This is a genomic window from Streptomyces sp. JH34 (assembly GCF_029428875.1).
GTDB lineage: Bacteria > Actinomycetota > Actinomycetes > Streptomycetales > Streptomycetaceae > Streptomyces.
In genome coordinates this window covers 1,760,976-1,787,407 of record NZ_JAJSOO010000001.1, presented here as the reverse complement: position 1 = coordinate 1,787,407, position 26,432 = coordinate 1,760,976, and the positions used below count along the sequence as shown (strand labels likewise).

Below are 26,432 nucleotides of genomic sequence, written 5' to 3'. Positions count from 1 at the left end.
GGGCCGGAGGAGGAACGCCGGAACGGGTGTCGCGAAGGGAGTGTTTATCGTCAGGCAGACGACTATGATTTCGGCATGCCGCCCTACGACCCGTCGACCTTCCCGCCCTTCGCCGTCACCGTCGACCTGGTCGTCCTCACGGTGCGACGTCACGCGCTCTGTGCGCTGGTGGTACGCCGTGGCGAATCGCCGTTCCAGGGACGGTGGGCGCTACCGGGCGGATTCGTCCGGACCGATGAGGATCTGGGTGCGGCCGCGGCGCGTGAACTCGTCGAGGAGACCGGGCTCTGCGCACATGACCCGGCCGCCCCGGCCGTCGGGAACGGCGCCCACCTGGAACAGCTGGCCACGTACGGCGACCCGGGGCGTGACCCCCGCATGAGAGTCGTCAGCGTCGCGCATCTCGCTCTGGCACCCGATCTGCCCGCCCCGCGGGCCGGCGGTGATGCGAACAGCGCCCGCTGGGCCTCGGTCGCGGACCTGCTCGGGCCGGGGGGCGGTTTCGGCCGCGAGGACGAGCCGGCCGCGCAACTGGCCTTCGATCACGCGAGGATCCTCGAGGACGGGGTGGAACGCGCCCGCTCGAAGATCGAATACTCCTCGCTGGCCACGGCGTTCTGCCCGCCGGAGTTCACCGTCGGCGAGCTGCGGCGGGTGTACGAGGCGGTGTGGGGCGTGGTTCTGGACCCCCGCAATTTCCACCGCAAGGTCACGGGCACCCCCGGCTTCCTGGTTCCGTCCGGGGGGACGACCACCCGTCAGGGGGGACGCCCCGCACAACTCTTCAGGGCTGGGGCGGCGACCGTACTCAACCCTCCGATGCTGAGGCCCGAAGTCTGACCGGGCTCGGTGTCGGAGGCTCACACCGAGCGAGTCGGCGGAACGCCCACAGAAGCATCGGTGCACCAAAAGTCTGAAATGTCGCGTTATCTTGCTGAGGTACCCCGCCCTGCCGCCGGGCGGTCACACCCTCCTCGAGAGAAGCGATGCTCCAGGCCATCGGACTCACCAGCGCCCCTCGCCGCGACGGCCCTCCCGTCGTGGACGACCTGACCTTCGAAGCGCGGCCCGGCAGTGTCACGGCGCTGCTCGGCGCTCCTGGCTCCGGCAAGACCACGGCCCTCCGCCTGATGCTTGAACTCGAAGCGGGGAGGGGGGTCACCTACTTCAGGGGCCGCCCGCTGCACCGCATCGGTCACCCTGCCCGCGAGGTCGGGGTGCTCTTCGGGGACGTGCCTGGTCATCCCGCACGCACCGCGCGCGGCCAACTCCGCATGCTCTGCGCGGCAGCAGGGGTCCCCGCTTCACGAGCCGACGAACTGCTCGAGGTCGTCGGCCTCGCGGGGCTGGGGGACCAGCGCATCGGTACCCTCTCGGCGGGCATGGACCGGCGGCTGGGTCTAGCCTCGGCGCTGCTCGGCGACCCGCACACGCTCATCCTCGACGAGCCGGCCGACGGGCTCTCGCCACGGGAGAAGAGCTGGCTCCACGGCCTGCTCCGCGCGCACGCGGCCGAGGGCGGAACGGTCCTGCACACGACCGGGGATCCCAAGGAGGCGGCCCGCGCGGCCGACCGTGTGGTCACCATCGACGAGGGGCGCCTCGTCGCGGACCAGGACGTCGCCGACTTCTCCCGTACCCGCCTGCGGCCCCGGGTCGCCGTGCGCACCCCCCATGCGGCCCGGCTGGCCTCCGTGATGGGCCGTGAGGCCCGGGCCGCCCGGCGCTCGGTCGAGGTGGTGGCGGAGGGGGGCAATCGGCTGTCGGTGTACGGCAGCAGCTGCGCGGAGGTCGGGGACACGGCCTACCGGCACGGTGTCCCGGTGCACCAACTCGCGGACGAGACCGGGGACGCCGGCCCCGTGGCTCGTGCGGGAGGCGGTGCGGAGGGTCCGGGTGGTGGACCGGTGCGGGCCGCGCTCCCCGGTCCCGCGTCGACCGTGGCGCTCTCGCACCTGCCCCCGCCCATCCCCGTGCGTCCCGCACGGGGTCCGCTCCGACCTCTGCGGTACGAACTGCGGCGCCTCTTCGGTGTCAGGACGACCGCGCTGATCATGGCGGCCGTTCTGATCGTCTCCGCCGGTCTGTCCGTGCTCCTGGCCCGCTCCGGGAAGGTGCCCCTGCCCGATTTGCTGGTCGCCTGGCCCGACCTGTTGCCGCTTCCGCCCGCAGCGTTCGCCGCCGGACTGCTGGGCGCTCTCTCCTTCGGTGACGAGTTCCGCTATCCGGCGCTTGCCGCAGGGCGGGGGACGGTGCCGCGTCGTATCGGCCTGTTGATCGCCAAGCTGGTGGTCTCGGCGGGTGTCGCACTGCTGGTCGCCCTGCTCGCCGTGCTGGCGGACGCTCAGGCCCTGCGCCTCGCCTACGGCGGGGACTTGGTGACGGTGCCGGAGAACGCCGTGCAGCTGGCCTTCAGTTGGGCTGGACTGGCGGTCGGGTGCGCGTGGGCCGGGCTGCTGGGGGCCGGTGTGTTCCGGCTGGCGGTCGCCGGTGTAGCGGCCGTGCTCGCGGTTCCGGTACTCGTCGTACCGCTGATGCGGAAGCTCCTGGAGGGGCCGTCCGCCCGTTCGGTCGGCGGGCTGCCGGGCCGGTTGCGTGAACTCGGCTGGCTGCAGTGGCCGTACGAGGCGGACCGATGGGCCTTGATCGCTGTACGGGTTGTCGCCCAACCCGTGGGGTTGGCGCTTTCCTTGTCGTTGTCCGCCTTGATCTGCGCGTATGTGTTCACGAGCCTTCGCGGGAGGGCCCGTTGGTGACCACGTCGACAGCGCTTGATGTCACGCAACGGACAAGTGCCCTGAAAACATATGATTTCTACCGGTAACCCGTCAATTGCGGGGTGAGTGCCGATCACCCTTTCGTGTGCTTTTCAGCAAAGACCTCAAGGGGTGGGTGAGCCGCGCCGACAAAGGATGCGTGAGTACCCTTGCGCACACCATGATGACCGCCGCCCGCTCCGCCGACTCCGGCCTCGCCGGCCCGGGCGAACTCGACCGCTTTCCCTATACGGAGTCGCCGGCCGGCGAGCGTGCCGCCGTCCGTCCTCCCTGGGGTGGCCCCGAATCCGAACTGGGGCGGGCGAGCCGGCGTGGCACGGCCAGTCGAGGCCGTGGACTTCACGGCCAACTGGTCCAGCAGTTGGGTCAGATGATTGTTTCCGGTGATCTCGGTGCCGACCGTCCGCTCGTCCCGGAGGAGATCGGCCAGCGATTCGAGGTCTCCCGCACCGTCGTGAGGGAGTCCCTGCGCGTTCTCGAGGCCAAGGGCCTGGTCAGCGCCCGGCCCAACGTGGGCACGAGGGTCCGGCCCGTGAGTGACTGGAATCTGCTGGACCCCGACATCATCGAATGGCGCGCCTTCGGCCCGCAGCGTGATGACCAGCGCCGCGAGCTGGACGACCTCCGCTGGACCATTGAGCCGCTCGCTGCCCGGCTGGCCGCAGGCCATGGACGTGAGGACATTCAGCAGCGCCTCGGCGACATGATCGAGATCATGGGGCACGCCATGGGGCAGGGGGACGCCATCACGTTCTCCCGGGCCGATGCGGAGTTCCACGCCCTGCTGATCCAGGCGGCGGGAAACCGCATGCTCGAGCACCTTTCCGGGATCGTGTCGGCGGCCCTGCATGTCTCCGGTGGGCCCGTGACCGGCTGTGACCGCCCCGCCGAGGCGTCCCTCGGCCACCACGCGCGGATCGTCGAGACTCTCGCGTCAGGTGATTCCGCCGGTGCCGAGGCCGCCATGCGGCAGCTGCTGGTCGGCCCCACCGACGCAGGGGTGGTTCCCGCGCCCCGCGAGCACTGAGCGCCGCACGACCGGGTATGCGCACCGTGTGCCGCCGGGCCCGAGCGGCTCGGCGGCATGATTACACGGAAATGTGATCTCTGGTTCTGTTTGTCGCGAATGAGGTGTGACTGGGGCCACGCGAATTGGGCGTAACACTCCTCGAAACAGTGCGATGACCTAAGAGGTGACCGCCGCGGAAGGAATACAGCAGCCACGTAGTGCGCTGTGCAGTTCTGAGGCCAAGCCCGCGACGTCGGCGACATCCCCAGCCGACGGTCGTCGGTTCCAGCCCTCTCCAGGGCCGGGCCGGAAGCCGTTTCCATCGTTCCGAGAGGTTGTTCGTGTCGGCCAGCACATCCCGTACGCTCCCGCCGGAGATCGCCGAGTCCGAGTCTGTGATGGCGCTCATCGAGCGGGGAAAGGCTGATGGGCAGATCGCCGGCGATGACGTGCGTCGGGCCTTCGAGGCTGACCAGATTCCGCCAACCCAGTGGAAGAATGTTCTGCGCAGCCTCAACCAGATCCTCGAGGAAGAGGGTGTGACGCTGATGGTCAGTGCCGCGGAGTCGCCTAAGCGCGCCCGCAAGAGCGTCGCAGCGAAGAGCCCGGTCAAGCGCACCGCCACCAAGACCGTCGCCGCCAAGACCACCGTGACGCGGACCGTCGCGGCGTCTGCCGCCTCGACGGCCCCGAGCGCGGACGTGGCGGCCGACGACGCTGCCGCTCCTGCGAAGAAGACCGCAGCCAAGAAGACGGTTGCCAAGAAGACCGCCGCGAAGAAGACCGCGGTCAAGAAGACCGCGGCGAAGAAGGCCGGCAAGCAGGACGACGAACTGCTCGACGGCGACGAGCCGGTCGAGGAAGTAAAGACCGGCAAGGGTGAGGAAGAGGAGGGCGAGGGCGAGAACAAGGGCTTCGTCCTCTCCGACGACGACGAGGACGACGCACCCGCGCAGCAGGTCGCCGTCGCCGGCGCCACGGCCGACCCGGTCAAGGACTACCTGAAGCAGATCGGCAAGGTCCCCCTCCTCAACGCCGAGCAGGAGGTGGAGCTCGCCAAGCGCATCGAGGCCGGACTCTTCGCCGAGGACAAGCTGGCGAACTCCGACAAGCTCGCACCGAAGCTCAAGCGCGAGCTGGAGATCATCGCCGAGGACGGCCGCCGCGCCAAGAACCACCTGCTGGAGGCCAACCTCCGTCTCGTGGTGTCGCTGGCCAAGCGTTACACCGGTCGCGGCATGCTCTTCCTGGACCTCATCCAGGAAGGGAACCTCGGCCTGATCCGTGCGGTCGAGAAGTTCGACTACACCAAGGGCTACAAGTTCTCCACGTACGCCACGTGGTGGATCCGCCAGGCGATCACCCGCGCCATGGCCGACCAGGCCCGCACCATCCGTATTCCGGTGCACATGGTCGAGGTCATCAACAAGCTCGCCCGGGTGCAGCGCCAGATGCTCCAGGACCTGGGCCGCGAGCCCACTCCGGAGGAGCTGGCGAAGGAGCTCGACATGACCCCTGAGAAGGTCATCGAGGTCCAGAAGTACGGCCGCGAGCCGATCTCCCTGCACACCCCGCTGGGTGAGGACGGTGACAGCGAGTTCGGAGACCTGATCGAGGACTCCGAGGCCGTCGTGCCCGCCGACGCGGTGAGTTTCACGCTCCTCCAGGAGCAGCTGCACTCCGTGCTCGACACGCTTTCCGAGCGTGAGGCCGGCGTGGTGTCGATGCGCTTCGGTCTCACCGACGGTCAGCCGAAGACCCTGGACGAGATCGGCAAGGTCTACGGGGTGACGCGTGAGCGCATCCGTCAGATCGAATCCAAGACGATGTCGAAGCTGCGCCACCCGTCGCGTTCGCAGGTGCTGCGCGACTACCTCGACTAGATCGTCCGCAAGCGGACATGGGCCGGGGCCCGGAACCTGACATGGTTCCGGGCCCCTACCCATGTCCGCATGCGGCGGGGGCAGGGGCGGATGACGCTGAGTGGGCACTGTTCATCTCGGCGTAAGGAGTCTCCATGCCCCGCATTCCGGTTCGCACCCTCCCGGCCGTCTGCACCCTGGCGGTCGCCGCGGCGGTGATACCGCTCGGCCCCCCGGCCCCCGCGGCGGCGGACAGCATCATCGTCGGTGGGAAGCCGGTGGCCGTCGCGGACAGTCCGTGGGCCGTGGCGCTGTCGAGCCGTGACCGGTTCGGAGGAATGCGCGCCGGCCAGTTCTGCGGGGGAGTCGTGATCGCACCCACCAAGGTGCTGACGGCCGCGCACTGCCTGCGGGAGGACGTCCTGGGAGCCGCCGTGTCCGAGGTCGGAGATCTCCGCATCATCGCCGGACGCGACGAGCTGGACGGACCCGGCGGTCAGGAGGTCCCCGTGCGTTCGACGTGGGTCAACCCTGGTTACGACCCCGGCTCGAATTCCGGCGACCTCGCGGTCCTCACTCTGGCCGGTGCTCTGCCCGAGGGCAGCGCCATCCCGATGGCACGAGCCGGGAGCGCCGCCTACGAGCCGGGCACCTCGGCGAAGGTGTACGGCTGGGGGGACACGACCGGATACGGGGCCTACGCGCCCCGGCTGCGGGCCGCCACGGTCCGGGTGCTGCCGGACGGCGACTGCGTCCGGGCGTACCCCGGAGGCACGCAGGGTGCGTACGACGCCTCATCGATGCTCTGCGCCGGTGACACCGCGGGAGGGCGGGATGCGTGCCAGGGGGACAGCGGAGGCCCGCTGGTGGCCCGTGGGCGCCTTGTCGGGCTTGTTTCCTGGGGCAGCGGCTGCGGCAGCCCGGACAGCCCCGGGGTGTATACGCGCGTCTCCGCGGCCATCCGGTGGATGGCTGACCGAAGCTGATCACTGGGACCGCACCATCGGGTCACAGTACGAGAACGGGCGGCTTTCCCCGGAGGGAGGCCGCCCGTCGGCCGGTCCTGGACCGTGCCCAAAGCTCGTCGTGGATGCGAGGTGTCAGTGTTGTTCCTCGTCGGCGGCACTTGCCTGTACGGCGGTGAGCCGGTCCGTCTCATCCTGTATTTCCGCGGCGATCTTCTTGAGTTCCGGCTCGAACTTGCGTCCGTGGTGGGCGCAGAAGAGCAGTTCACCGCCGCTGATCAGGACGACGCGCAGATAGGCCTGGGCGCCGCAACGGTCACAGCGGTCTGCTGCGGTCAGCGGGCTCGCGGGGGTCAGAACAGTAGTCACGTCGCCTCTTCTCTAGCTCGACGAGCTGTCGTACCAGGGTCAACATCCAACCAGGCCGAAAACGTTCCCGCTCGTGGCATTTCTTCGAAACTTCTTCTCGAGATGGCTGTCTGTTGCCGGTTGGCGGCGAATGTGCCGTATTGCGTAGCGCTACGGTTTCGCGTTGCTTGTGTGGGCCGGTCCGCCGGCTGGGTTGCCGGTTGTTCATGAGGACGTGCCCGGAGCCTAAATGGTTCATGCCTCGAAGGGAACGTGATGTGCACGTCACTCCAACGAATGATCGAACGCGTATGCGAGGCTGCACTAGCATGAGGATTCCCCCTGGGTGGCGTTACAACCGCTCTACCAGGCCTCGGTAGGCTCTCAGCGGCTACCGAGGCCGAGCCCCTGACCCACAGGGCCCCAAATGAAATTCAGCGAGGAGCGAACCGCGTGACCGCCGATTCCGTGCCGTCCACTGCGCTGCTGACCGGAGCAGGCGGCGCAGACAGGGACAGCTCCAACTACACCGCGCGGCACCTTCTCGTCCTCGAAGGGCTCGAAGCCGTCCGCAAGCGCCCCGGGATGTACATCGGGTCGACGGACAGCCGTGGACTCATGCACTGCCTCTGGGAGATCATCGACAACTCCGTCGACGAGGCTCTCGGGGGTTACTGCGACAACATCGAGGTCATCCTCCACGACGACGCCTCCGTCGAGGTCCGCGACAACGGCCGCGGCATCCCCGTGGACGTCGAGCCCAAGACCGGGCTCTCCGGCATCGAGGTCGTCATGACCAAGCTGCACGCCGGCGGAAAGTTCGGCGGAGGCTCCTACGCGGCGTCGGGCGGCCTGCACGGCGTCGGCGCCTCCGTCGTGAACGCCCTCTCCGCCCGGCTGGACGTCGAGGTCGACCGCAACAGCGCGACCCACGCCATCAGCTTCCGGCGCGGTGTCCCGGGCATGTTCACCGAGCAGGGACCGGACGGCCCCTTCGACCCCGCCAACGGCCTCCGCAAGGGCAAGCGCGTCCCGAAGACCCGGACGGGTACCCGGGTGAGGTACTGGGCGGACCGCCAGATCTTCCTCAAGGACGCGAAGCTCAACCTGGAGACGCTGTACCAGCGGGCTCGCCAGACCGCGTTCCTCGTGCCCGGCCTCACCATCGTCGTACGCGACGAGCGGGGCATCGACGGCGAGGGAAAGACGGAGGAGACCTTCCGCTTCGACGGCGGGATCAGCGAGTTCTGCGAGTACCTGGCCCAGGACAAGGCGGTCTGTGACGTTCAGCGCCTGAGTGGCACGGGAACGTTCAAGGAGACCGTGCCGGTCCTGGACGACCGCGGTCACATGACGGCGACCGAGGTCACCCGTGAGCTGGGTGTCGACATCGCCCTGCGCTGGGGCACCGGCTACGACACCAACCTCAAGTCCTTCGTCAACATCATCGCCACCCCGAAGGGCGGCACCCACGTCACCGGATTCGAGCGGTCCCTCACGAAGACGGTCAACGAGGTCCTGCGCTCCGCCAAGCTGCTGCGCGTCGCCGAGGACGACATCGTCAAGGACGATGCGCTGGAGGGCCTGACTGCGGTCGTGACCGTGCGTCTCGCGGAGCCGCAGTTCGAGGGGCAGACCAAGGAGGTGCTCGGCACGTCCGCGGCCAACCGGATCGTGGCCAACGTGGTCGCCAAGGAGCTCAAGGCGTTCCTGACGTCCACGAAGCGCGATGCCAAGGCTCAGGCGAGGGCGGTGCTGGACAAGGCGGTGGCCGCGGCCCGCACCCGCATCGCCGCCCGCCAGCACAAGGACGCGCAACGCCGCAAGACCGCACTCGAATCCTCCTCGCTGCCCGCGAAGCTCGCGGACTGCCGGAGCGACGACGTGGAGCGCAGCGAGCTCTTCATCGTGGAGGGGGACTCGGCCCTCGGCACCGCGAAGCTGGCCCGTAACAGTGAGTTCCAGGCGCTGCTCCCGATCCGGGGCAAGATCCTCAACGTCCAGAAGTCGTCCGTCTCGGACATGCTCAAGAACGCCGAGTGCGGGGCCATCATCCAGGTCATAGGAGCAGGCTCCGGGCGCACCTTCGACATCGACGCGGCGCGCTACGGCAAGGTCATCATGATGACGGATGCCGATGTCGACGGTTCTCACATCCGTACGCTGCTGCTCACGCTCTTCCAGCGCTACATGCGGCCGATGGTCGAGGCGGGGAGGGTCTTCGCGGCCGTGCCCCCGCTGCACCGGATCGAGCTCGTCCAGCCCAAGAAGGGCCAGGACAAGTACGTCTACACCTACTCCGACAACGAACTCCGGCAGACCCTCCTGGAGCTGCAGCGGAAGAACGTCCGGTTCAAGGACTCGATCCAGCGGTACAAGGGCCTGGGCGAGATGGACGCGGACCAGCTGGCGGAGACCACGATGGACCCGCGCCACCGGACGCTCCGCCGCATCAACATCGGCGACCTGGAGTCCTCGGAGCAGATCTTCGATCTGCTCATGGGCAACGAGGTCGCCCCTCGGAAGGAGTTCATCACCAGCTCCGCGGCCACCCTGGACCGTTCGCGCATCGACGTCTGACGGCTCCACCCGTGGGTGGCGAGGTCTTCTCCACCCGCGGTCGGCCCGGCGGCCGGTCCCATGACCGCCGCGCTTCCGTGGCGTCGAAGACATCACGTCCGCACGTCCTTCGGATTCTCCACGGCGGGCGCACGCGACAGGACAGGGGGCCGTGCGCCATGCGTACGGCCGGGGCCTCGCGCACCCACCCGGCACTTCCGTCACCTGAAATGGTGAAGCACCCCGAATGAAGTGCCCGGGATCTTCCCGGTCTGCCCATTCTTGGCTACGCGGCCGAAAAGGCTCGTGGACAAGGGAGTTGTCGGTGGAGAAGGAAGCAGGGCCGGACACCGCTGTGCTACGGCTCGACGATCCGTGGGACGAGGGGCCGGCCGCCGGGTGGGGCGAGCCGGACCTCGCCGGTGCCATGGCGGCCGACGGGCGGGCCCGGCCGGCGCAGCAGCGCGCCCACACGGCGGCGGAGGTCTATCTGGAGGTGCAGAACAGTCCGGCGTTCCGCGAAGTGCGCCGCCGCTACCGGCGGTTCGTGGTTCCCGCGGCGACGGCCTTCCTGCTCTGGTACCTCGCCTACGTGATCGCGGCAACCACCGCGCACGACCTGATGGCTCGGCCCGTGGCCGGCGCGCTCAACGTGGCGATGGTGGCCGGTCTCGGGCAGTTCCTGACCACGTTCCTGCTGACCTGGGCGTACGCCCGGCACGCGCGTCTGCACCGTGACCGTGTCGCTCTCGAACTCCGCTGGGAGACGCAGGAGATGACGAGAGGTGCCGGCCGGTGAGGGGGGACCACCAGACGCTGGCGCTCGTGCTGTTCAGCGTCTTCATCGCCGTCACGCTCGGCATCACCACCTGGGTCGGCCGGAACAGGCAGGGTTCCGCCGAGGAGTTCTACGCGGGCGGGCGGCTGTTCTCCCCCATGGAGAACGGATTCGCCATCGCGGGTGACTACATGTCCGCGGCGTCCTTCCTCGGCATCTCGGGGCTCATCGCTCTCTTCGGCTACGACGGGATGCTCTACTCCGTCGGCTTCCTCGTGGCCTGGCTCGTCGTGCTGCTTCTCGTCGCCGAACTCGTACGCAACTGCGGGCGGTTCACGCTCGCGGACGTGGTTGCCGCGCGCATGGCGGAGCGGCCCGTGCGCACAGCGGTGGGCACCTCCTCCGTCACCGTCTCGGTCCTCTACCTGGTGGCCCAGATGGTGGGCGCGGGGAGCCTCGTCGCGCTGCTGCTCGGCGGCACGAGCGACACCGTCCGGTCATGGACCGTGGTCGGGGTCGGAGCGCTCATGGTGGTCTATGTGTCGCTCGGCGGCATGCGGGCGACGACCTGGATCCAGATCGTCAAGGCTGTCCTGCTGATGGCCGGAGCCGTCGCGCTCACCGTGCTCGTGCTGGTCAGGTTCCACGGGGACTTCAACGCCCTGCTGACGTCCGCCGCCGAACGCAGCGGACACGGGCGTGACTTCCTGTCGCCGGGGCTTCGGTACGGCGGGAGCTGGACCGCCAGGTTCGACTTCGTCAGCCTCGGTCTGGCGCTCGTCCTCGGCACGGCCGGCCTGCCGCACATCCTGTCGCGCTTCTACACGGTGCCCACCGCGCGAGCGGCGAGACGCAGCGTCGTCTGGTCCATCGGACTGATCGGCAGCTTCTACCTGATGACGGTGGTGCTCGGGTTCGGTGCGGCCGCGCTCGTCGGTTCAGCCGAGGTGAGGGCGTCCAACGCGTCCGGGAACACGGCTGTTCCGCTCCTGGCGCTCGTCCTGGGAGGAGGAGAGGGTTCCACCGGCGGTACGGTGCTCTTCGCCGTCGTGGCAGCCATCGCCTTCGCCACGATCCTCGCGGTGGTCGCCGGGATCACCCTCGCCTCCTCCGCCTCCGTCGCGCACGACCTCTACGCTTCGCTCAGGCGCCCGGGCGCCAAGCCGCGCAGCGAGGTGGGGGTGGCCCGTGTCGCCGCGGCGGGCGTCGGAGTGGTGGCCATCGGGCTCGGCCTCCTCGCGCAGAACCTCAACGTCGCGTTCCTGGTGGGGCTGGCCTTCGCGGTCGCCGCCTCGGCCAATCTCCCGGCGCTGCTCTACTCGCTGTTCTGGCGGAACTTCACCACCAGGGGAGCGGTCTGGGCCGTCTACGGCGGACTCGTTCCGGCTGTCCTGCTCGTCCTGGTCTCGCCCGTCGTCTCGGGCAGCCCCACGTCGCTCTTCCCCGGCGTGGACCTCGCGTTCTTCCCTCTGGAGAACCCGGGGCTGGTATCGATCCCGGCGGGCTTCCTGGCCGGCTGGATCGGCACGGTCATCTCACCTGAGCCGCCCGATCCCGCCAAGCACGCGGAGACGGAGGTCAGGTCCCTCACCGGGGCGGGTGCGGCCTGAGGCCGGGGGCTGGGGAGCGCGGGCCGCAGCAGCGGCGCCGTCAGGTGCCGGATGCCCAGGTGTACCGGTGTTCCGGGCGGCCCGTTTCGCCGTATCTGAGGGACAGCCGCACCCTGCCCGTGCGTTCCAGCAACTTCAGATAGCGCTGGGCCGTCTGCCGGCTCATTCCGGCGCTCTCCGCGATCTCCTGTGCGGAGAGCGGACCGTCGGCCGAACGGAGGGCCTTACGGACCAGTTCCGCCGTCGTGGTCGAGTGACCCTTGGGGAGGTCGGATCCGCCCGTGGCCCACAGGGCTCCGAACAGTCGGTCCACTTCGGTCTGCTCGGCGTCCCCGCCCCCGTCGAAGGTGCGGCGCAGCGCCGCGTAGGCCTCCAGCTTGGTGCGCAGACCTGCGAAGGCGAACGGTTTCACCAGGTACTGGAGGGCTCCGTGGCGCATCGCCGCCTGGACGGTGGCGACGTCGCGTGCGGCCGTCACCATGATCACATCGGTGTGACGGCCGAGTTCGCGCAGTTCCCGCACCACGGCCAGACCGTTGCGATCGGGCAGGTAGTGGTCGAGGAGGATCAGATCGACGGGAGTCTCGTCGATCCTCGCGAGAGCCTCGGTCGCCGAGTGAGCCACAGCGGCCACCCTGAAGCCGGGCACCTTCGCGACGTAGGCCGCGTTGATCCGGGCGACCCGTACGTCGTCGTCCACGACCAGGACCTCGATCACGGGGCGTCTCCTGACGTCGGGGGGCGCGCGGGAGCCGCCGCGCCGCCCGGGTGGGAGGCGCCCGACGCATCGGCATCGCCTCGGGCGGGGATGCCCGGCCGGGTGGTCGCTCCCGGGCCGTGGGCGGTCGCCCCCGGGCGGGGGGCGCCGAGCCCGTTCGGTTCGCGCAGGGCCTCCGGCAGGACGACGGTGAACACCGCTCCGCCCTCGGGAGAGGCCGACACGGACACGCTCCCGCCCTGTCGCTCGGCGAGCCGTCGTACCAGCGGCAGGCCCAGGCCGCGCTTGCCGTGCGCCGGGAGTTCCTTGGTCGACCAGCCCTCCATGAAGATGGACTCGTGGTCACCGGCCGGTACGCCCGGGCCGCTGTCGCGCACCCGCAGTACCACCGTACGTCCGTCGGCCCTCAGCCCGACCTCGATCCGTGAGGCCGCGGAACCCGCGGCCGCGTCCAGCGCGTTGTCGACCAGATTGCCGAGGACCGTGACGAGTCCGCGTGGATCGACCAGCCGGTCCGGCAGCATGGTCTCCTCCGCCATGCGCAGGGCGACGCCGCGCTCGGCCGCGACGGTGGCCTTGCCCACCAGGAGGGAGGCCAGTAGGGGATCGTGGACCTTCTCGGTGACCTGCTCGGCCGTCGCCCGGTGGACGCCGACGACCTCCGTGACGAACTCCACCGCTTCGTCGTGCATCTCCAGCTCCAGCAGCCCCAGAAGGGTGTGCAGCCGGTTGGCATGCTCGTGGTCCTGGGCGCGGAGCGCGTCGATCAGGCCGCGGGTGGAGTCGAGTTCCCGGCCGAGGTACTCCAGCTCCGTACGGTCGCGCAGAGTGGCCACGGCCCCGCCGTCCTCGGTCGGCACCCGATTGGCGAGCAGGACCCGGCTGCCGCGGACCGCCACCAGGTCGTCGCCGACCACTCTCCCGGCCAGTACGTCGGTGGTCCGGCCCTCGCCCAGTGCCTCGTCGAGACGCATCCCAGCGGCGCCGGGGCCGAGACCGAGCAGCCGCTGGGCCTCGTCGTTCAGGAGCCTGATGCGCCCGGTGCGGTCGAGCGCGACCACGCCCTCGCGGATGCTGTGCAGCATGGCCTCACGTTCGGTCAGGAGCGCCGAGATGTCGGAGAACGCCAGGTCATGGGTCTGTCGCTGGAGGCGGCGGGAGATCAGGTAGGCGGCAAGCGCTCCCGCCGCGAGGGCTCCTCCCGCGTACGCCAGCAAGCCGGGGATCGCGGCGAGCAGCCGGGCGCGGACGCTGTCGTACGCGATACCGACCGACACGGCCCCGACGACCCGGTCCGACCGGTCCAGCAGCGGTACCTTGCCGCGGGCCGAGCGGCCGAGCGTCCCGCTGTCGATCTCCATCACCGACCTGCCGGCGAGGGCGGTGCTGGGGTCGGTGGACACGACGTCGCCGATGCGCGAGGTGTCCGTGTGGGACCAGCGCACGCCCCGCTTGTCCATGATCACGACGTACTCGGCACCGGTCGACCGCCTGATCCGCTCCGCCGCCGCCTGGACGGGGCCGTCCGCGCGCGGCCTCGTGGCGATCAGCGAATCGGCGATCTCCGGCTGTGCCGCCGTGCTCTGCGCGATCGCCAGGGCGCGGCGCATCGCCTGGTCGTCGAGCTGGTCGCTGAGGGGCGCCAGGAAGAGACCCGTGACGAGGACGGTGACGCCGGTGATGATGGCCAGCTGCATCAGCAGGACCTGCGAGAAGACCCGCTTCGGCCAGCCGATCCGGCGCGGTCCCCGTGAGGTGGGCGGTGGGGCGCTCATCGTACGAACGGTAAGGGGCAAACCGTGCTCACAGAAATCCCGGTCGGCCGACCGCCCCGCGGCCGCCGCTCGATCGCCGGAGAAGCGCCCGCCGAGCGGCCCGCGCCCACCCCACCGCCCCCGCTGCCCTTGCGGGTCGCCCCGCCACCTCCCGCCCGCTCCTGCAGGCCGCCGCGCCCCCTCAGCCGGCGCCTGCGCGCCGCCCCGCTCCCGCTGCCATGCGCCGGCCGACCGAGAGGAAGCGCGGCTCTTGCCTCCACGCCCTCCATCTGTGAGCGTTCTATGGGTATCAGCAATAACGCAATCTTCTTGCGTTTTTTGCGCTAATCTTGCGTTCATGACGCGACGACTTGCTCAGGTTGCCCAGAAAGTAGGAGTCAGCGAGGCCACGGTCAGCCGCGTGCTGAACGGCAAGCCGGGCGTCTCCGACGCCACGCGGCAATCGGTTCTCTCCGCTCTGGACGTGCTCGGCTACGAGCGTCCGACGCAGCTCCGAGGGGAGCGTGCCCGGCTGGTCGGGCTCGTCCTGCCCGAGCTGCAGAACCCGATCTTCCCGGCCTTCGCGGAAGTGGTCGGAGGCGCGCTCGCCCAGCAGGGGCTGACCCCGGTGCTCTGCACGCAGACCAAGGGCGGGGTCTCCGAGGCCGACTACGTCGAGCTGCTCCTGCAGCAGCAGGTGTCCGGAGTCGTGTTCGCCGGTGGACTTTACGCCCAGGCCGACGCCCCGCACGATCACTACAAGGTGCTGGCCGACCGCAAGATCCCCGTCGTCCTGATCAACGCCGCCATAGCCCACCTCGGATTCCCCGCGGTCTCGTGCGACGACTCGGTGGCGGTCGAGCAGGCCTGGCGCCACCTCGTCTCGCTCGGCCACGAGCGGATCGGGTTCGTCCTCGGCCCGGCCGACCACATGCCCTCGCAGCGCAAGCTCACCGCGGCCCGTGCGCTGGCGGCCCAGTCGGGGGTGACCCTGCCGGACGAGTGGGTGTTCCGGGCCATGTTCTCGCTCGAGGGCGGGCAGGCCGCCGCCACGCGGCTGCTCGACCAAGGGGTCACCGGCATCATCTGCGCCAGCGACCCGCTGGCCCTGGGCGCGGTTCGCGCGGCACGCCGCCGCGGTCTGTCCGTGCCGGGGGACGTCTCGGTCGTCGGCTACGACGACTCGGCGTTCATGAACTGCACCGAGCCCCCGCTGACCACGGTGCGCCAGCCGATCGAAGCCATGGGCAGGGCCGCCGTGGAGCTGCTCTCGGTGCAGATCGGGGGGCGCGCGGTGCCGTCCGACGAGCTCCTCTTCGAGCCGGAGCTGGTCGTTCGCGGTTCCACCGCACGCCTGCCCCGGTAGAGCTTCGGAGAGAATTTGCGTCGGCTGTAGCTATTTTGCGGGGCCGTGCCCTGATGGAGCTGCCGCCGGCAAGGGCGCCCCGGCGGGCAGCGGCTGCGGCGGTCGCGGACCGACGTACTGTCCGCTCGGCCGCATCCGCAGTGGCCGTTCCGCGTACTCCTCCATCGCGTGGGCGATCCAGCCGGCCGTGCGGGACACGGCGAACACCGTCTCGCCCGTCTGGACGGGCAGGCCGCACGCGACCGAGAAGACGGCCAGCGCCAGGTCGACGTTGGCGTGCAGAGGAGTGTGACGCGTGGTGGTCGCGACCACGTCGCGGGCCGCTGCCAACGCGGGGCCGGCCTGGGGCATCTCGTCCAGCAGCGAGAACAGCGCAGCCGCCCTCGGATCCTCCCCGGCGTAGAGGCGGTGCCCGAGCCCCGGAATCCGCCGGCCCGCGCGCAGGTGGTCCGCGACGACCGGAGCCGCGCCGCCCCGCTCCACGACCTCGGACAGCATGCGGTGCGCCGGCCCGCTCGCGGCGCCGTGCAGCGGGCCCTCCAGGACGCCCAGCCCCGCGGAGACGACGGCGTACGGGTGTGCGTGGGTCGACGCGGCGACGCGGGCCGCCAGCGTCGAGGCCGCGAGGTCGTGATCGGCCAGCAGCGCGAGTGCGGTGTCGAGGACGGTCAGCGACGCCGCGTCGGCGGGCCGCCCGGAGAGCTTCGGCCACAGCTGCGCGGCGAGCGAACCGTCGCCGCCTGCCCCGCCGTCGGGCTCCCCGGCCGTCGGCAGCGCGCCGACCAGGGTGGGAATCAGGCTCCGCGCGCTGTTGAGCACCGCTTCGGGTGAGAGGTCGAACCGCAGGGGATCGGAGGCGGCGGCCGCGGCGACAGCGGCCCGGAGCCGGTCCGTCGAGCTGCTGTGCCGTGGCAGTGAGGCGGCGGTGAGCCGCGCCGCCGCCAGGGACTCCGCCGCCGCCGTGAAGCGGATCCCCGGGCGGAGCTCACCCGTCCAGATCCACTCGGCGACCTCCTCGTAGCCGTAGCGGCGGGCGAGATCGGTCGCGTCCACTCCGCGGAAGTAGTAGCGGTCCGGCTCGATGAGCGTGACGCCGGTACGGAACACCAGGCCGTCCGTCGCGGGAGGAGGGTTTTCACGGCGTCCGGTGCGGCGGGCCAAGGCGTCGACCTCGGCGGCGTCGAAGGTGCTGCCGCGTCCGCCGGGAGTCCGCCTGCTGGTCAGCTGCCCCCGGCTCACGTACGCGTAAACGGTTTCCGGCTTCACCCCGAGACGCTCGGCCGCCTCCCTGGTGGTGAGCCTGCGGGCCGACGGGTCCCCTTCGGGTTGCGCGTCCTGCGTGCCGCTCCGGTGCACCGTGTCATGCGTCATGGCGCCCACCGTATCCGTAACCGTTGATGGCTGATCACCTCTGACGCACTTTTACATTGATCCAATCAATATTGACAGAGATTGAGTCAATCATGGACAGTCGAATCAATGTACAACTCATTGGTGGAGGAGAGACCTGTCATGCCTGCCACGCATACGGAAACAGCCCCGCTCGACGTGCCCAGGGGGCTCGCCGGTGTGATCGTCACCGACACCGGGCTCGGAGACGTGCGCGGACGCGAAGGCTTCTACCACTACCGGCAGTACTCCGCGATCGAGCTGGCGCAGAGCCGCAGCTTCGAGGACGTCTGGTTCCTGATGTTCCACGGCGAGCTCCCCGGCCGCGCGGCGAGCGCCGCCTTCGCCTCCCGCACCGCCGGCCTGCGCCGGCTGCCCGCGGAGGTGCGGGAGGCGCTGCCCGCGATCGCCCGGGCCGGCGTGGTCTCCGGACCGCTCGCCGGACTGCGCACCGCCCTCTCGCTGCTCGGAGCCGCAGCCGGGTTCCGCCCGGTGTACGACATCGACGCCGACCGCCGCCGCGAGGACGCGCTCGCCGTGTCCGCCGCGGTCCCCACCGTGCTGACGTCCCTGTACCGCCTGGGCCAGGGGCTTGAACCGGTCGAGCCGCGCGACGACCTCCCGTTCGCCGCGAACTACCTCTACATGCTCACCGGCGAGGAACCGGACGCCGCACGGACGGCGGCAGTCGAGCGCTACCTCGTCTCCACGGTCGACCACGGCTTCAACGCCTCCACCTTCACCGCCCGGGTGATCGCGTCCACCGGTGCCGACATCGCCGCCTGCCTCGTCGGAGCCGTCGGCGCGCTCTCCGGCCCGCTGCACGGCGGAGCGCCCAGCCGTGCGCTGGACACCCTGGACGCCATCCGCACCCCGGACCGGATCGACGGCTGGATCCGCGAGCGCGTCCTCGCGGGGGAGCGGATCATGGGGTTCGGGCATCCCGTCTACCGCACCGAGGACCCGCGCTCACGCATGCTCCGCTCGGTCGCCCAGAGCTTCGGCGGCCCGCTCGTGGACTTCGCCGTGGAGGTGGAACGCCAGGTGGAGGCGATCCTCGCCGAGCTCAAGCCAGGACGTGAGCTCCACACGAACGTGGAGTTCTACGCGGGCGTCGTCATGGAGCTCTGCGGGCTGCCGAGGGAGATGTTCACCCCCACCTTCTGTGCCGCGCGCATGATCGGCTGGAGCGCCAATATCCTGGAGCAGGCGGAGGACACGAAGATCATCCGTCCGGCGGCCCGCTATGTGGGGCCCCCGCCCCCGCATCCCGTACCGGCACTCTGACCGACCCCGAGGAAGGCACCGTTGACCCCGCCCCGCGCTCCGCAGATCCCGGTCGTCGTCCTGGCGGGGTTCCTCGGATCCGGTAAGACGACCCTGCTCAACCATCTGCTCCGCAACAGGGCGGGCAATCGGATCGGCGTCGTCGTCAACGACTTCGGATCCATCGAGATCGATGCCATGACCGTCGCGGGCCAGGTCGGGTCGACGGTCTCGCTGGGCAACGGCTGCCTCTGCTGCGCCGTCGACGCCAGTGAGCTCGACACCTACCTGGAGACGCTGACCGCGCCGGCCGCCCGCCTCGACGTGATCGTCATCGAGGCGAGTGGTCTCGCCGAACCCCAGGAACTCGTACGGATGCTGCTGGCCAGCGACAATCCGCACATCCGGTACGGGGGACTGGTCGAGGTCGTCGACGCCGCCGAATTCCCCACCACGCGGGAGCGGCACCCCGAGATCGACCGCCACCTCGCCGCCGCCGACCTGATCGTGCTGAACAAGACCGACCGGGTCACCGACGCCGGACTGCGGGCCGTGCGGGAGGCGGTCGGCACGGCGGCCGGAAACGCTGCGGTCATCTGCTCCGTCCACGGGAGGATCGACCCGGAGCTCCTCCTCGACCCCGTGCTGCGGACCGACGAGGACGGCTCCTTCCGCCAGCTGACCTTCGAGGACCTGCTCCCCGAGGCCGACCGCACGCACGACGAACACCTGCACGCGGCCTACGACAGCGTCTCCTTCACCACCGACGTGCCGCTCGGCCCCCGCCCCTTCATGGCGTTCCTCGACTCCAGGCCCGCGGGCCTCTACCGGATCAAGGGCTTCGTGGACTTCGGCGCGGGTGACCCCGGCAACCGGTACGCCCTGCACGCCGTCGGCAGGTTCCTGCGCTTCGTACCGCAGCGCTGGGCCCGCGACGAACCGCGGAGGACGCAGCTCGTCCTGATCGGCGCAGGTATCGACGCCGAGTCGCTGCGCAAGGAACTCGAGGGCTGCCGGGACGCGTGGCAGGACGCCACCGAGGAGCTGGAGCGCAGCATGTGGGGCGTCCTGCGGTACGTGCGACAGCCGGACGGCGAGGCCTGAGATCGGGGGCCCCGCGTCCGGATCAGGTGCGATCCGGACGCAGGGCCCCCGACCGTCGGTCTACTGCAGCGGTTCGGCGATCACCGCGACCGGGCTCGTGAGCGGAGTCCCCGAACCGTCGCGGCGCGGATCCGGTGCGGGCAACTGCGCCGGTGCGCCGTTCTTCTGTGCCGCCCGCGCCGGCATCCGGCCGGCCCAGGCGAACACCAGGACGTCCTCCCCCTTGAGGAAGCGCTGGCAGCGCACCCCGCCCGTGGCCCTGCCCTTGCGCGGGTACTGGTCGAACGGGGTCAGCTTCCAGGTCCGCTCGGAGTCGTCGAGCGTGCCGTGCGACCCGGCGACCGTGAACACCGCTGCGTCCTGAGAGGGGTCCACCGCGTTGAACGAGAGGACCGTCGTCCCCTCGGCGAGCTTGACGCCCGCCATGCCGCCCGCCGCCCGTCCCTGCGGACGGACCGAGGCCGCCGGATAGCGCAGAAGCTGCGCGTCGGACGTGATGAAGACCAGGTCCTCCTCGCCCGTACGCAGCTGGGTCGCGCCGACGATCCGGTCACCGTCCTTCAGCGAGATGACCTCCAGCTCGTCCTTGTTGGCGGGATAGTCGGGCACGACACGCTTCACCACCCCCTGCAGGGTGCCGATGGCCAGCCCGAGTGCCTCCTCGTCCAGGGTGGTGAGGCAGATCAGCTGCTCGTCCGCCTCCAGGGTGAGGAACTCCGCGACCTGGGCCCCGCCGGACAGGTTCGGAGCCGCGTGGGTGTCCGGCAGCTGCGGCAGGTCGATCACCGAGAGCCGGAGCAGCCGTCCGGTTGACGTCACCGCGCCCACGTCGCCGCGTGCCGTTGCCGGGACGGCCGACACGATGGCGTCGTGCTTCGTACGCCTGGCGTCCTCGGTCTGCTCGAGCGGCTCGGCGTTGGCCGTGCGGGCGAGCAGACCGGTCGAGGACAGGAGCACCTGGCACGGGTCGTCTGCGACCTCCAGGGGCACCGAGGCGACCTGCGAACCCGCCGACTCCAGCAGCACCGTACGCCGGTCGGTGCCGAACTTCTTGGCCACCGCTGCCAGTTCGGACGAGACCAGCTTGCGCAGCTCGGCGTCCGACTCCAGGATCGCCGTCAGCTCCGCGATCTCCTGGGAGAGCTTGTCCCGCTCGGTCTCCAGCTCGATCCTGTCGAAGCGCGTGAGCCTGCGCAGCGGGGTGTCCAGGATGTACTGGGTCTGGATCTCGCTCAGCGAGAAGCGCTCCATCAGGCGCTCCTTCGCCTGCGCGGAGTTGTCGCTGTCCCGGATGAGACGGATGACCTCGTCGATGTCGAGCAGCGCCACGAGGAGGCCCTCGACCAGGTGCAGCCGGTTGCGGCGCTTGGTCCTGCGGAACTCGCTGCGCCGGCGCACCACGTCGAAGCGGTGGTCGAGGTAGACCTCCAGGAGCTCCTTGAGCCCGAGGGTGAGCGGCTGTCCGTCGACCAGCGCGACGTTGTTGATGCCGAAGGACTCCTCCATCGGCGTCAGCTTGTAGAGCTGCTCCAGCACGGCCTCCGGCACGAAGCCGTTCTTCACCTCGATCACCAGACGCAGGCCGTGCGCCCGGTCCGTGAGGTCCTTGACGTCCGCGATGCCCTGGAGCTTCTTCGAACCGACCAGGTCCTTGATCTTGGCGATCACCTTCTCCGGGCCGACGCTGAAGGGCAGTTCGGTGACGACGAGGCCCTTGCGGCGGGCCGTGACGTTCTCTATGGCGACCGTGGCGCGGATCTTGAACGTGCCGCGGCCGGAGGCGTAGGCGTCCTTGATGCCGCCGAGGCCGACGATCCTACCGCCGGTGGGCAGGTCGGGGCCGGGGACGAAGCGCATCAGCGTCTCGAGGTCGGCGCCCGGGTGCCGGATGAGGTGGCGGGCGGCGGCGATGACCTCGCCGAGATTGTGCGGGGGCATGTTGGTCGCCATGCCGACCGCGATCCCGGAAGCGCCGTTGACCAGGAGGTTCGGGTACGCGGCCGGAAGGACGACCGGCTCCTGCTCCTGGCCGTCGTAGTTCGACTGGAAGTCGACGGTGTCCTCGTCGATCGACTCCGTCATGAGCGAGGTGGCGTCGGCCATCCGGCACTCGGTGTACCGCATGGCGGCCGGCGGGTCGTCGTTGCCCAGCGAGCCGAAGTTGCCGTGCCCGTCCACGAGGGGCAGGCGCATCGAGAACGGCTGTGCCATGCGCACCAGTGCGTCATAGATCGACGCGTCACCGTGCGGGTGCAGTTTGCCCATCACCTCGCCGACCACGCGTGCGCACTTCACGTAGCCGCGGTCGGGGCGGAGTCCCATCTCGTTCATCTGGGACACGATGCGGCGGTGCACGGGCTTCATGCCGTCGCGGGCGTCGGGCAGAGCCCTGGAGTAGATCACCGAGTACGCGTACTCGAGGAAGGAGCCCTGCATTTCGTCGACGACGTCGATGTCGAGGATCTTCTCCTCGAAGTCGTCCGGCGGCGGGGTTTTCGTGCTGCGGCGGGCCATCGCGGCTGCGACTCCTTCACAGATTCTGTCGGGCAACCTCAGGTTCTGACGCCGCCCATTGTGGACCGCCGTACCGACAACGCCGACCTCGACCCGTCCGAAGCGACCCCCGGGCCCTGCACGGAGCCCCTGATTACGGCAGCATCTACGACAACATTCACCCGACGGGAACTTCGCCAGGTGCCCGTGCGCTTGCCTAGAGTGGCAGGTCCGGCAGGAAATCCTGTACCGATCGAAGGGACGTACATGCCCATGGGTCACACGGCCACAGCCCAGGCCGGTTCCGGCGGCTTGACGGCGACCGAGCACCGTCTGGCCAACGGCCTGCGCGTGGTGCTCTCCGAGGACCACCTGACCCCAGTCGCCGCGGTCTGCCTCTGGTACGACGTCGGCTCCCGGCACGAGGTCAAGGGACGCACGGGCCTGGCTCACCTTTTCGAGCACCTGATGTTCCAGGGCTCGGGCCAGGTCAAGGGGAACGGGCACTTCGAGCTGGTGCAGGGGGCCGGCGGTTCCCTGAACGGCACGACCAGCTTCGAGCGCACCAACTACTTCGAGACGATGCCCACGCACCAGCTGGAGCTGGCCCTGTGGCTCGAGGCCGACCGGATGGGCTCACTGCTCGCCGCGCTCGACGAGGAGTCCATGGAGAACCAGCGGGACGTCGTGAAGAACGAGCGTCGTCAGCGCTACGACAACGTTCCGTACGGCACGGCCTTCGAGAAGCTCACCGCGCTCGCCTACCCGGAGGGCCACCCGTACCACCACACGCCGATCGGCTCGATGGCCGACCTGGACGCGGCGACCCTGGAGGACGCGCAGGCGTTCTTCCGCACGTACTACGCGCCGAACAACGCGGTGCTCTCCGTCGTCGGGGACATCGACCCGGAGAAGACGCTCGCCTGGATCGAGAAGTACTTCGGTTCCATCCCCTCCCACGACGGCAAGCAGCCCCCGCGCGACGGCTCGCTGCCCGGCATCATCGGCGAGCAGCTGCGCGAAGTGGTCCAGGAGGAGGTCCCCGCGCGTGCGCTGATGGCCGCGTACCGCCTGCCGCAGGACGGCACGCGCGAGTGCGACGCCGCGGACCTGGCGCTGACCGTGCTCGGCGGCGGCGAGTCGTCCAGGCTGCACAACCGCCTGGTCCGCCGTGACCGTACGGCCGTCGCCGCGGGTTTCGGGCTCCTCAGGCTGGCCGGGGCGCCCTCGCTGGGCTGGCTGGACGTCAAGACGTCCGGCGGTGTCGAGGTGCCGCAGATCGAGTCGGCCGTCGACGAGGAGCTGGCCCGTTTCGCCGAGGAGGGCCCGACCCCGGAGGAAATGGAGCGGGCGCAGGCGCAGTTGGAGCGCGAGTGGCTGGACCGGCTCGGCACGGTCGCCGGCCGCGCTGACGAACTGTGCCGGTACGCCGTCCTGTTCGGTGACCCCCAGCTCGCCCTGACCGCGGTGGGCCGCGTCCTCGACGTGACGGCCGACGAGGTCAAGGCCGCCGCCCGGGCGCACCTGCGCCCCGACAACCGTGCGGTCCTGGTCTACGAGCCGGTCGAACCGGCCGAGGAGACCGACGGGACCGACGGCACCGACGCGCACGAGGGGGCCGACAAGTGACCGACGCCGCCGTGACTGGAGTAGCGATGGAGTACCACCCGCAGCCGACCGCCGGCGAGGCCCGCCCCTGGGCCTTCCCCGCGCCCGAGCGCGGCACCCTGCCCAACGGGCTGACCGTGCTGCGCTGTCACCGGCCGGGCCAGCAGATCGTCGCCGTGGAGATCTTCCTCGACGCCCCGCTGGACGCCGAGCCGGAGGGCCTGGACGGTGTGGCCACGATCATGGCGCGCGCACTGTCCGAGGGCACGGACAAGCGCTCCGCGGAGGAGTACGCCGCCGAGCTGGAGCGGTGCGGCGCCACGCTGGACGCCCACGCGGACCACCCGGGCCTCCGCGTCTCCCTGGAGGTCCCGGTCTCCCGGCTGGCCAAGGCCCTCGGCCTGGTGGCCGAGTCCCTGCGCGCCCCGGCCTTCGCGGAGAGCGAGATCGAGCGGCTCGTGGGCAACCGGCTCGACGAGATCCCGCACGAGCAGGCCAACCCGGCCCGCCGGGCCGCCAAGCAGCTCTCCAAGGAGCTCTTCCCCGCCACGGCGCGGATGTCCCGTCCACGCCTGGGCACGGAGGAGACGGTCCGCCGGATCGACGCCGCCGCCGTACGCGCCTTCTACGACGCCCATGTCCGCCCGTCCACCGCCACGGCGGTCGTCGTCGGCGACCTCACCGGGGTGGACCTGGACGCGTTGCTCGCCGACACCGTCGGGGACTGGTCGGGCAACGCCGGCCAGGCCAGGCCCGTCCCCCCGATCACCGCGGACGACACCGGCCGCGTGGTCATCGTGGACCGTCCCGGGGCCGTGCAGACGCAGTTGCTGATCGGCCGCATCGGCGCGGACCGGCACGACAGCGTGTGGCCCGCCCAGGTCCTCGGCACGTACTGCCTGGGCGGCACCCTGACGTCCCGGCTGGACCGGGTGCTGCGCGAGGAGAAGGGCTACACCTACGGTGTCCGGGCCTTCGGACAGGTGCTGCGCTCGACGGCACCGGGGTCCTCGTCCGGGGCGGCCGGCGCCGCGATGCTCGCCATCAGCGGCTCCGTCGACACGGAGTCCACCGGTCCCGCGCTCGACGACCTGTGGAAGGTCCTGCGCACCCTGGCGTCCGAGGGCCTCACCGACGCCGAACGTGAGACGGCCGTCCAGAACCTCGTGGGCGTCGCCCCGCTGAAGTACGAGACGGCGGCCTCCGTCGCGGGGACGCTCGCCGACCAGGTGGAGCAGCACCTGCCGGACGACTACCAGGCCGAGCTGTACGCCCGCCTGGCCGGGACCGGCACGGTCGAGGCGACCGCCGCCGTGGTCAGCGCGTTCCCCGTCGACCGGCTCGTCACCGTCCTCGTCGGGGACGCCGCGCAGATCGCGGAGCCCGTCAGGGCGCTGGGTATCGGCGAGGTGTCGGTCGTCAGCGGCTGACGGAGAGCTGACGGAACGGACGTGACGGAACCCCGGCGACATCGGTCGCCGGGGTTCCGCCATGTGTCCGTTTCAAGTGTTATAGCGGCATTCATCCTGTGGGATGTGCGACAAAAGGCCCTTTCTGTTTGGTGAGGGAAAGTGCCCCGTTCTAGCGTCGGCCGGGCTGTCCGCCGGACGACTGCCGCGCCCGCGGCGCCGGACAGCCATCGCCGAGTCCCCGTCAGGCGCGAGCCTGGGGAGCCGGGGACCCACGAAGTCCCTGGGGTGAATCGGATCTCCGTGCCTCGTCAGAGGCCCGGTGGCCCGTAGGAGACCTTCCTGCTCCGAACCCGTCAGCTAACCCGGTAGGCGAGAAGGAAGGAAAGGATCAGCCCCTCCATGGCGTTCACCCGTGCCACCGGGAAGCACCGTGCCCCGAGCCGCCTGACGCGCAAGAGCGCCAAGGTCGCCGGCATCGCGGCCCTGGCCACCACCGGCGTCATCGGCGCCACGGCCTCCCCGGCCCTCGCCGCGGACTCCGAGGTCGCCGCCGGCAGCACCGGCCTCACCCAGACCGTCGCCCTCGACACCACCCTTGCCGCTCAGATCGAGGCCCAGGCGAAGGCCCAGCAGCACCAGGCCGACGTCGCCGCGAAGGCCGCCGCCGAAGCCAGGGCGAAGGCCGCCGCGAAGGCCGAGGCCAAGCGCAAGGCCGAGGCCCGCGCCAAGGAGGCCCGTGAGGAGAAGGCCCGTGCCGCCCGCGCCGCCGAGCGCGCCCGGCTGAACGCCTTCCACCTCCCGGTCGCCGGTTCCCACGTGACCACCGGCTACCAGTCCGGCGGCGCTCTCTGGTCCTCCGGCACCCACTCCGGCGTGGACTTCCAGGCCGCGTCCGGCAGCACCGTCGTCGCCGTCGGCGCCGGCACGGTCGTCGAGGCCGGCTGGGGCGGCGCGTACGGCAACAACATTGTGCTCAAGATGAAGGACGGCACGTACACCCAGTACGGCCACCTCTCCTCGATCGGCGTCTCCGTCGGTCAGAGCGTCGGCTCGGGCGAGCGGATAGGTGTTTCCGGCTCCACCGGCAACTCCACCGGCCCGCACCTGCACTTCGAGGCCCGCACCGGCCCCGAATACGGCTCGGACATGGACCCCGTCGCCTACCTCCGTGCCCACGGCGTCCAGGTCTGACCCCACGCGACACGACACCGCGTCCGACGGACACGACGAAGGGCCCCGGCATCCGCCGGGGCCTTCGTCGCATCACCGCCCGGACGCGCGCCGAAGCCCTCGCGGAAGTGGTTCCCGGCCAAAAGATATCCATGGATTCCACCCCGCCGTCGGAAATTCCGGCCGGTTGCAATAGAGTCACCGAACAGGCGTCGATCGGCCGCGTTCCGCGGGGATTAAGGCG

General features: G+C 70.3%; 19 protein-coding genes and 1 riboswitch. Of the genes, 14 read left to right on the top strand and 5 right to left on the bottom strand.

Annotated features, from left to right (window positions below; all coding sequences use genetic code 11):
- The first annotated feature begins 75 nt into the window (after positions 1 to 75).
- The 5 genes from LWJ43_RS07700 (at position 76) to LWJ43_RS07680 (ending at position 6,634) form a co-directional block, all read left to right on the top strand.
- On the top strand, positions 76 to 840 hold the full coding sequence (locus LWJ43_RS07700) for an NUDIX hydrolase (protein ID WP_277331551.1): 765 nt from the start codon (positions 76 to 78) through the stop codon (positions 838 to 840).
- 146 nt (positions 841 to 986) lie between these two features.
- On the top strand, positions 987 to 2,756 hold the full coding sequence (locus LWJ43_RS07695) for an ABC transporter ATP-binding protein (RefSeq protein WP_277331550.1): 1,770 nt from the start codon (positions 987 to 989) through the stop codon (positions 2,754 to 2,756).
- Between the two features lie 181 nt (positions 2,757 to 2,937).
- The gene (locus LWJ43_RS07690) at positions 2,938 to 3,804 is read left to right on the top strand and encodes a FadR/GntR family transcriptional regulator (protein WP_277335832.1); all 867 of its coding nucleotides are present in this window, start codon (positions 2,938 to 2,940) and stop codon (positions 3,802 to 3,804) included.
- 323 nt (positions 3,805 to 4,127) lie between these two features.
- The gene (locus LWJ43_RS07685) at positions 4,128 to 5,669 is read left to right on the top strand and encodes an RNA polymerase sigma factor (protein WP_277331549.1); all 1,542 of its coding nucleotides are present in this window, start codon (positions 4,128 to 4,130) and stop codon (positions 5,667 to 5,669) included.
- A 134-nt stretch (positions 5,670 to 5,803) separates the two neighbouring features.
- The gene (locus tag LWJ43_RS07680) at positions 5,804 to 6,634 is read left to right on the top strand and encodes a S1 family peptidase (RefSeq protein WP_277331548.1); all 831 of its coding nucleotides are present in this window, start codon (positions 5,804 to 5,806) and stop codon (positions 6,632 to 6,634) included.
- A gap of 114 nt (positions 6,635 to 6,748) precedes the next feature.
- On the opposite strand, the gene LWJ43_RS07675 is transcribed toward LWJ43_RS07680, so the two are convergent.
- Positions 6,749 to 6,982, bottom strand: a complete 234-nt coding sequence (locus tag LWJ43_RS07675) for a DUF7455 domain-containing protein (RefSeq protein WP_014153643.1) — start codon at positions 6,980 to 6,982, stop codon at positions 6,749 to 6,751.
- A gap of 432 nt (positions 6,983 to 7,414) precedes the next feature.
- On the opposite strand from LWJ43_RS07675, the gene LWJ43_RS07670 reads away from it, so the two are divergent.
- The 3 genes from LWJ43_RS07670 to LWJ43_RS07660 all read left to right on the top strand — a co-directional run bounded on the left by LWJ43_RS07670 (position 7,415) and on the right by LWJ43_RS07660 (position 11,908).
- Positions 7,415 to 9,541: a DNA gyrase/topoisomerase IV subunit B gene (locus tag LWJ43_RS07670; protein WP_277331547.1), complete on the top strand. Its 2,127-nt coding sequence runs from the start codon at positions 7,415 to 7,417 to the stop codon at positions 9,539 to 9,541.
- A gap of 304 nt (positions 9,542 to 9,845) precedes the next feature.
- The gene (locus LWJ43_RS07665; protein WP_277331546.1) at positions 9,846 to 10,319 is read left to right on the top strand and encodes a DUF485 domain-containing protein; all 474 of its coding nucleotides are present in this window, start codon (positions 9,846 to 9,848) and stop codon (positions 10,317 to 10,319) included.
- Entirely contained in the window at positions 10,316 to 11,908 is a 1,593-nt protein-coding gene (locus LWJ43_RS07660; protein WP_277331545.1) for a solute symporter family protein, read from the top strand. Before LWJ43_RS07665 ends, LWJ43_RS07660 begins: the two co-directional genes overlap by 4 nt.
- A 40-nt stretch (positions 11,909 to 11,948) precedes the next feature.
- Here LWJ43_RS07660 and LWJ43_RS07655 read toward each other — a convergent pair whose 3' ends face one another.
- Together LWJ43_RS07655 and LWJ43_RS07650 are read right to left on the bottom strand one after the other, a co-directional pair.
- A complete protein-coding gene (locus LWJ43_RS07655; RefSeq protein WP_277331544.1) occupies positions 11,949 to 12,626 on the bottom strand; it encodes a DUF7342 family protein in 678 nt (225 codons plus the stop codon).
- Positions 12,623 to 14,401, bottom strand: a complete 1,779-nt coding sequence (locus LWJ43_RS07650) for a sensor histidine kinase (protein WP_277331543.1) — start codon at positions 14,399 to 14,401, stop codon at positions 12,623 to 12,625. The genes LWJ43_RS07655 and LWJ43_RS07650 overlap by 4 nt, the downstream gene beginning before the upstream one ends.
- Positions 14,402 to 14,738: 337 nt before the next feature.
- Between LWJ43_RS07650 and LWJ43_RS07645 the strand changes: the two genes are divergently transcribed.
- On the top strand, positions 14,739 to 15,746 hold the full coding sequence (locus LWJ43_RS07645; protein WP_277331542.1) for a LacI family DNA-binding transcriptional regulator: 1,008 nt from the start codon (positions 14,739 to 14,741) through the stop codon (positions 15,744 to 15,746).
- A gap of 30 nt (positions 15,747 to 15,776) precedes the next feature.
- Here the strand turns inward: LWJ43_RS07645 and LWJ43_RS07640 are convergent, their stop codons facing one another.
- Positions 15,777 to 17,117 (bottom strand): citrate synthase family protein, encoded by a 1,341-nt coding sequence (locus LWJ43_RS07640; RefSeq protein ID WP_277331541.1) that lies wholly within the window; start codon positions 17,115 to 17,117, stop codon positions 15,777 to 15,779.
- Between the two features lie 141 nt (positions 17,118 to 17,258).
- Between LWJ43_RS07640 and LWJ43_RS07635 the strand changes: the two genes are divergently transcribed.
- Together LWJ43_RS07635 and LWJ43_RS07630 are read left to right on the top strand one after the other, a co-directional pair.
- Positions 17,259 to 18,422 (top strand): citrate synthase/methylcitrate synthase, encoded by a 1,164-nt coding sequence (locus tag LWJ43_RS07635; protein WP_277331540.1) that lies wholly within the window; start codon positions 17,259 to 17,261, stop codon positions 18,420 to 18,422.
- Positions 18,423 to 18,443: 21 nt separating this feature from the next.
- Positions 18,444 to 19,505 carry a CobW family GTP-binding protein gene (locus LWJ43_RS07630; protein ID WP_277331539.1) on the top strand — a complete coding sequence of 354 codons (1,062 nt, stop codon included), beginning with the start codon at positions 18,444 to 18,446 and terminating at the stop codon, positions 19,503 to 19,505.
- A gap of 60 nt (positions 19,506 to 19,565) precedes the next feature.
- Here the strand turns inward: LWJ43_RS07630 and LWJ43_RS07625 are convergent, their stop codons facing one another.
- Entirely contained in the window at positions 19,566 to 22,019 is a 2,454-nt protein-coding gene (locus tag LWJ43_RS07625) for a DNA gyrase/topoisomerase IV subunit A (RefSeq protein WP_277331538.1), read from the bottom strand.
- A 246-nt stretch (positions 22,020 to 22,265) separates the two neighbouring features.
- Between LWJ43_RS07625 and LWJ43_RS07620 the strand changes: the two genes are divergently transcribed.
- The 3 genes from LWJ43_RS07620 to LWJ43_RS07610 all read left to right on the top strand — a co-directional run bounded on the left by LWJ43_RS07620 (position 22,266) and on the right by LWJ43_RS07610 (position 26,209).
- Entirely contained in the window at positions 22,266 to 23,627 is a 1,362-nt protein-coding gene (locus tag LWJ43_RS07620) for a M16 family metallopeptidase (RefSeq protein WP_277331537.1), read from the top strand.
- 26 nt (positions 23,628 to 23,653) lie between these two features.
- On the top strand, positions 23,654 to 25,036 hold the full coding sequence (locus LWJ43_RS07615; protein WP_277335831.1) for a M16 family metallopeptidase: 1,383 nt from the start codon (positions 23,654 to 23,656) through the stop codon (positions 25,034 to 25,036).
- 200 nt (positions 25,037 to 25,236) lie between these two features.
- Positions 25,237 to 25,404: riboswitch (cyclic di-AMP (ydaO/yuaA leader) on the top strand.
- Between the two features lie 13 nt (positions 25,405 to 25,417).
- A complete protein-coding gene (locus LWJ43_RS07610; protein ID WP_277331536.1) occupies positions 25,418 to 26,209 on the top strand; it encodes a M23 family metallopeptidase in 792 nt (263 codons plus the stop codon).
- Positions 26,210 to 26,432 lie beyond the last annotated feature (223 nt).

Coding starts and splice junctions, on each gene's coding strand:
- LWJ43_RS07635 (WP_277331540.1), top strand. CDS start 17,259: ATGCCTGCCACGCATACGGAAACAGCCCCGCTCGACGTGCCCAGGGGG.
- LWJ43_RS07645 (WP_277331542.1), top strand. CDS start 14,739: ATGACGCGACGACTTGCTCAGGTTGCCCAGAAAGTAGGAGTCAGCGAG.
- LWJ43_RS07615 (WP_277335831.1), top strand. CDS start 23,654: ATGGAGTACCACCCGCAGCCGACCGCCGGCGAGGCCCGCCCCTGGGCC.
- LWJ43_RS07680 (WP_277331548.1), top strand. CDS start 5,804: ATGCCCCGCATTCCGGTTCGCACCCTCCCGGCCGTCTGCACCCTGGCG.
- LWJ43_RS07695 (WP_277331550.1), top strand. CDS start 987: ATGCTCCAGGCCATCGGACTCACCAGCGCCCCTCGCCGCGACGGCCCT.
- LWJ43_RS07690 (WP_277335832.1), top strand. CDS start 2,938: ATGATGACCGCCGCCCGCTCCGCCGACTCCGGCCTCGCCGGCCCGGGC.
- LWJ43_RS07610 (WP_277331536.1), top strand. CDS start 25,418: ATGGCGTTCACCCGTGCCACCGGGAAGCACCGTGCCCCGAGCCGCCTG.
- LWJ43_RS07640 (WP_277331541.1), bottom strand. CDS start 17,117: ATGACGCATGACACGGTGCACCGGAGCGGCACGCAGGACGCGCAACCC.
- LWJ43_RS07625 (WP_277331538.1), bottom strand. CDS start 22,019: ATGGCCCGCCGCAGCACGAAAACCCCGCCGCCGGACGACTTCGAGGAG.
- LWJ43_RS07650 (WP_277331543.1), bottom strand. CDS start 14,401: ATGAGCGCCCCACCGCCCACCTCACGGGGACCGCGCCGGATCGGCTGG.
- LWJ43_RS07700 (WP_277331551.1), top strand. CDS start 76: ATGCCGCCCTACGACCCGTCGACCTTCCCGCCCTTCGCCGTCACCGTC.
- LWJ43_RS07620 (WP_277331537.1), top strand. CDS start 22,266: ATGCCCATGGGTCACACGGCCACAGCCCAGGCCGGTTCCGGCGGCTTG.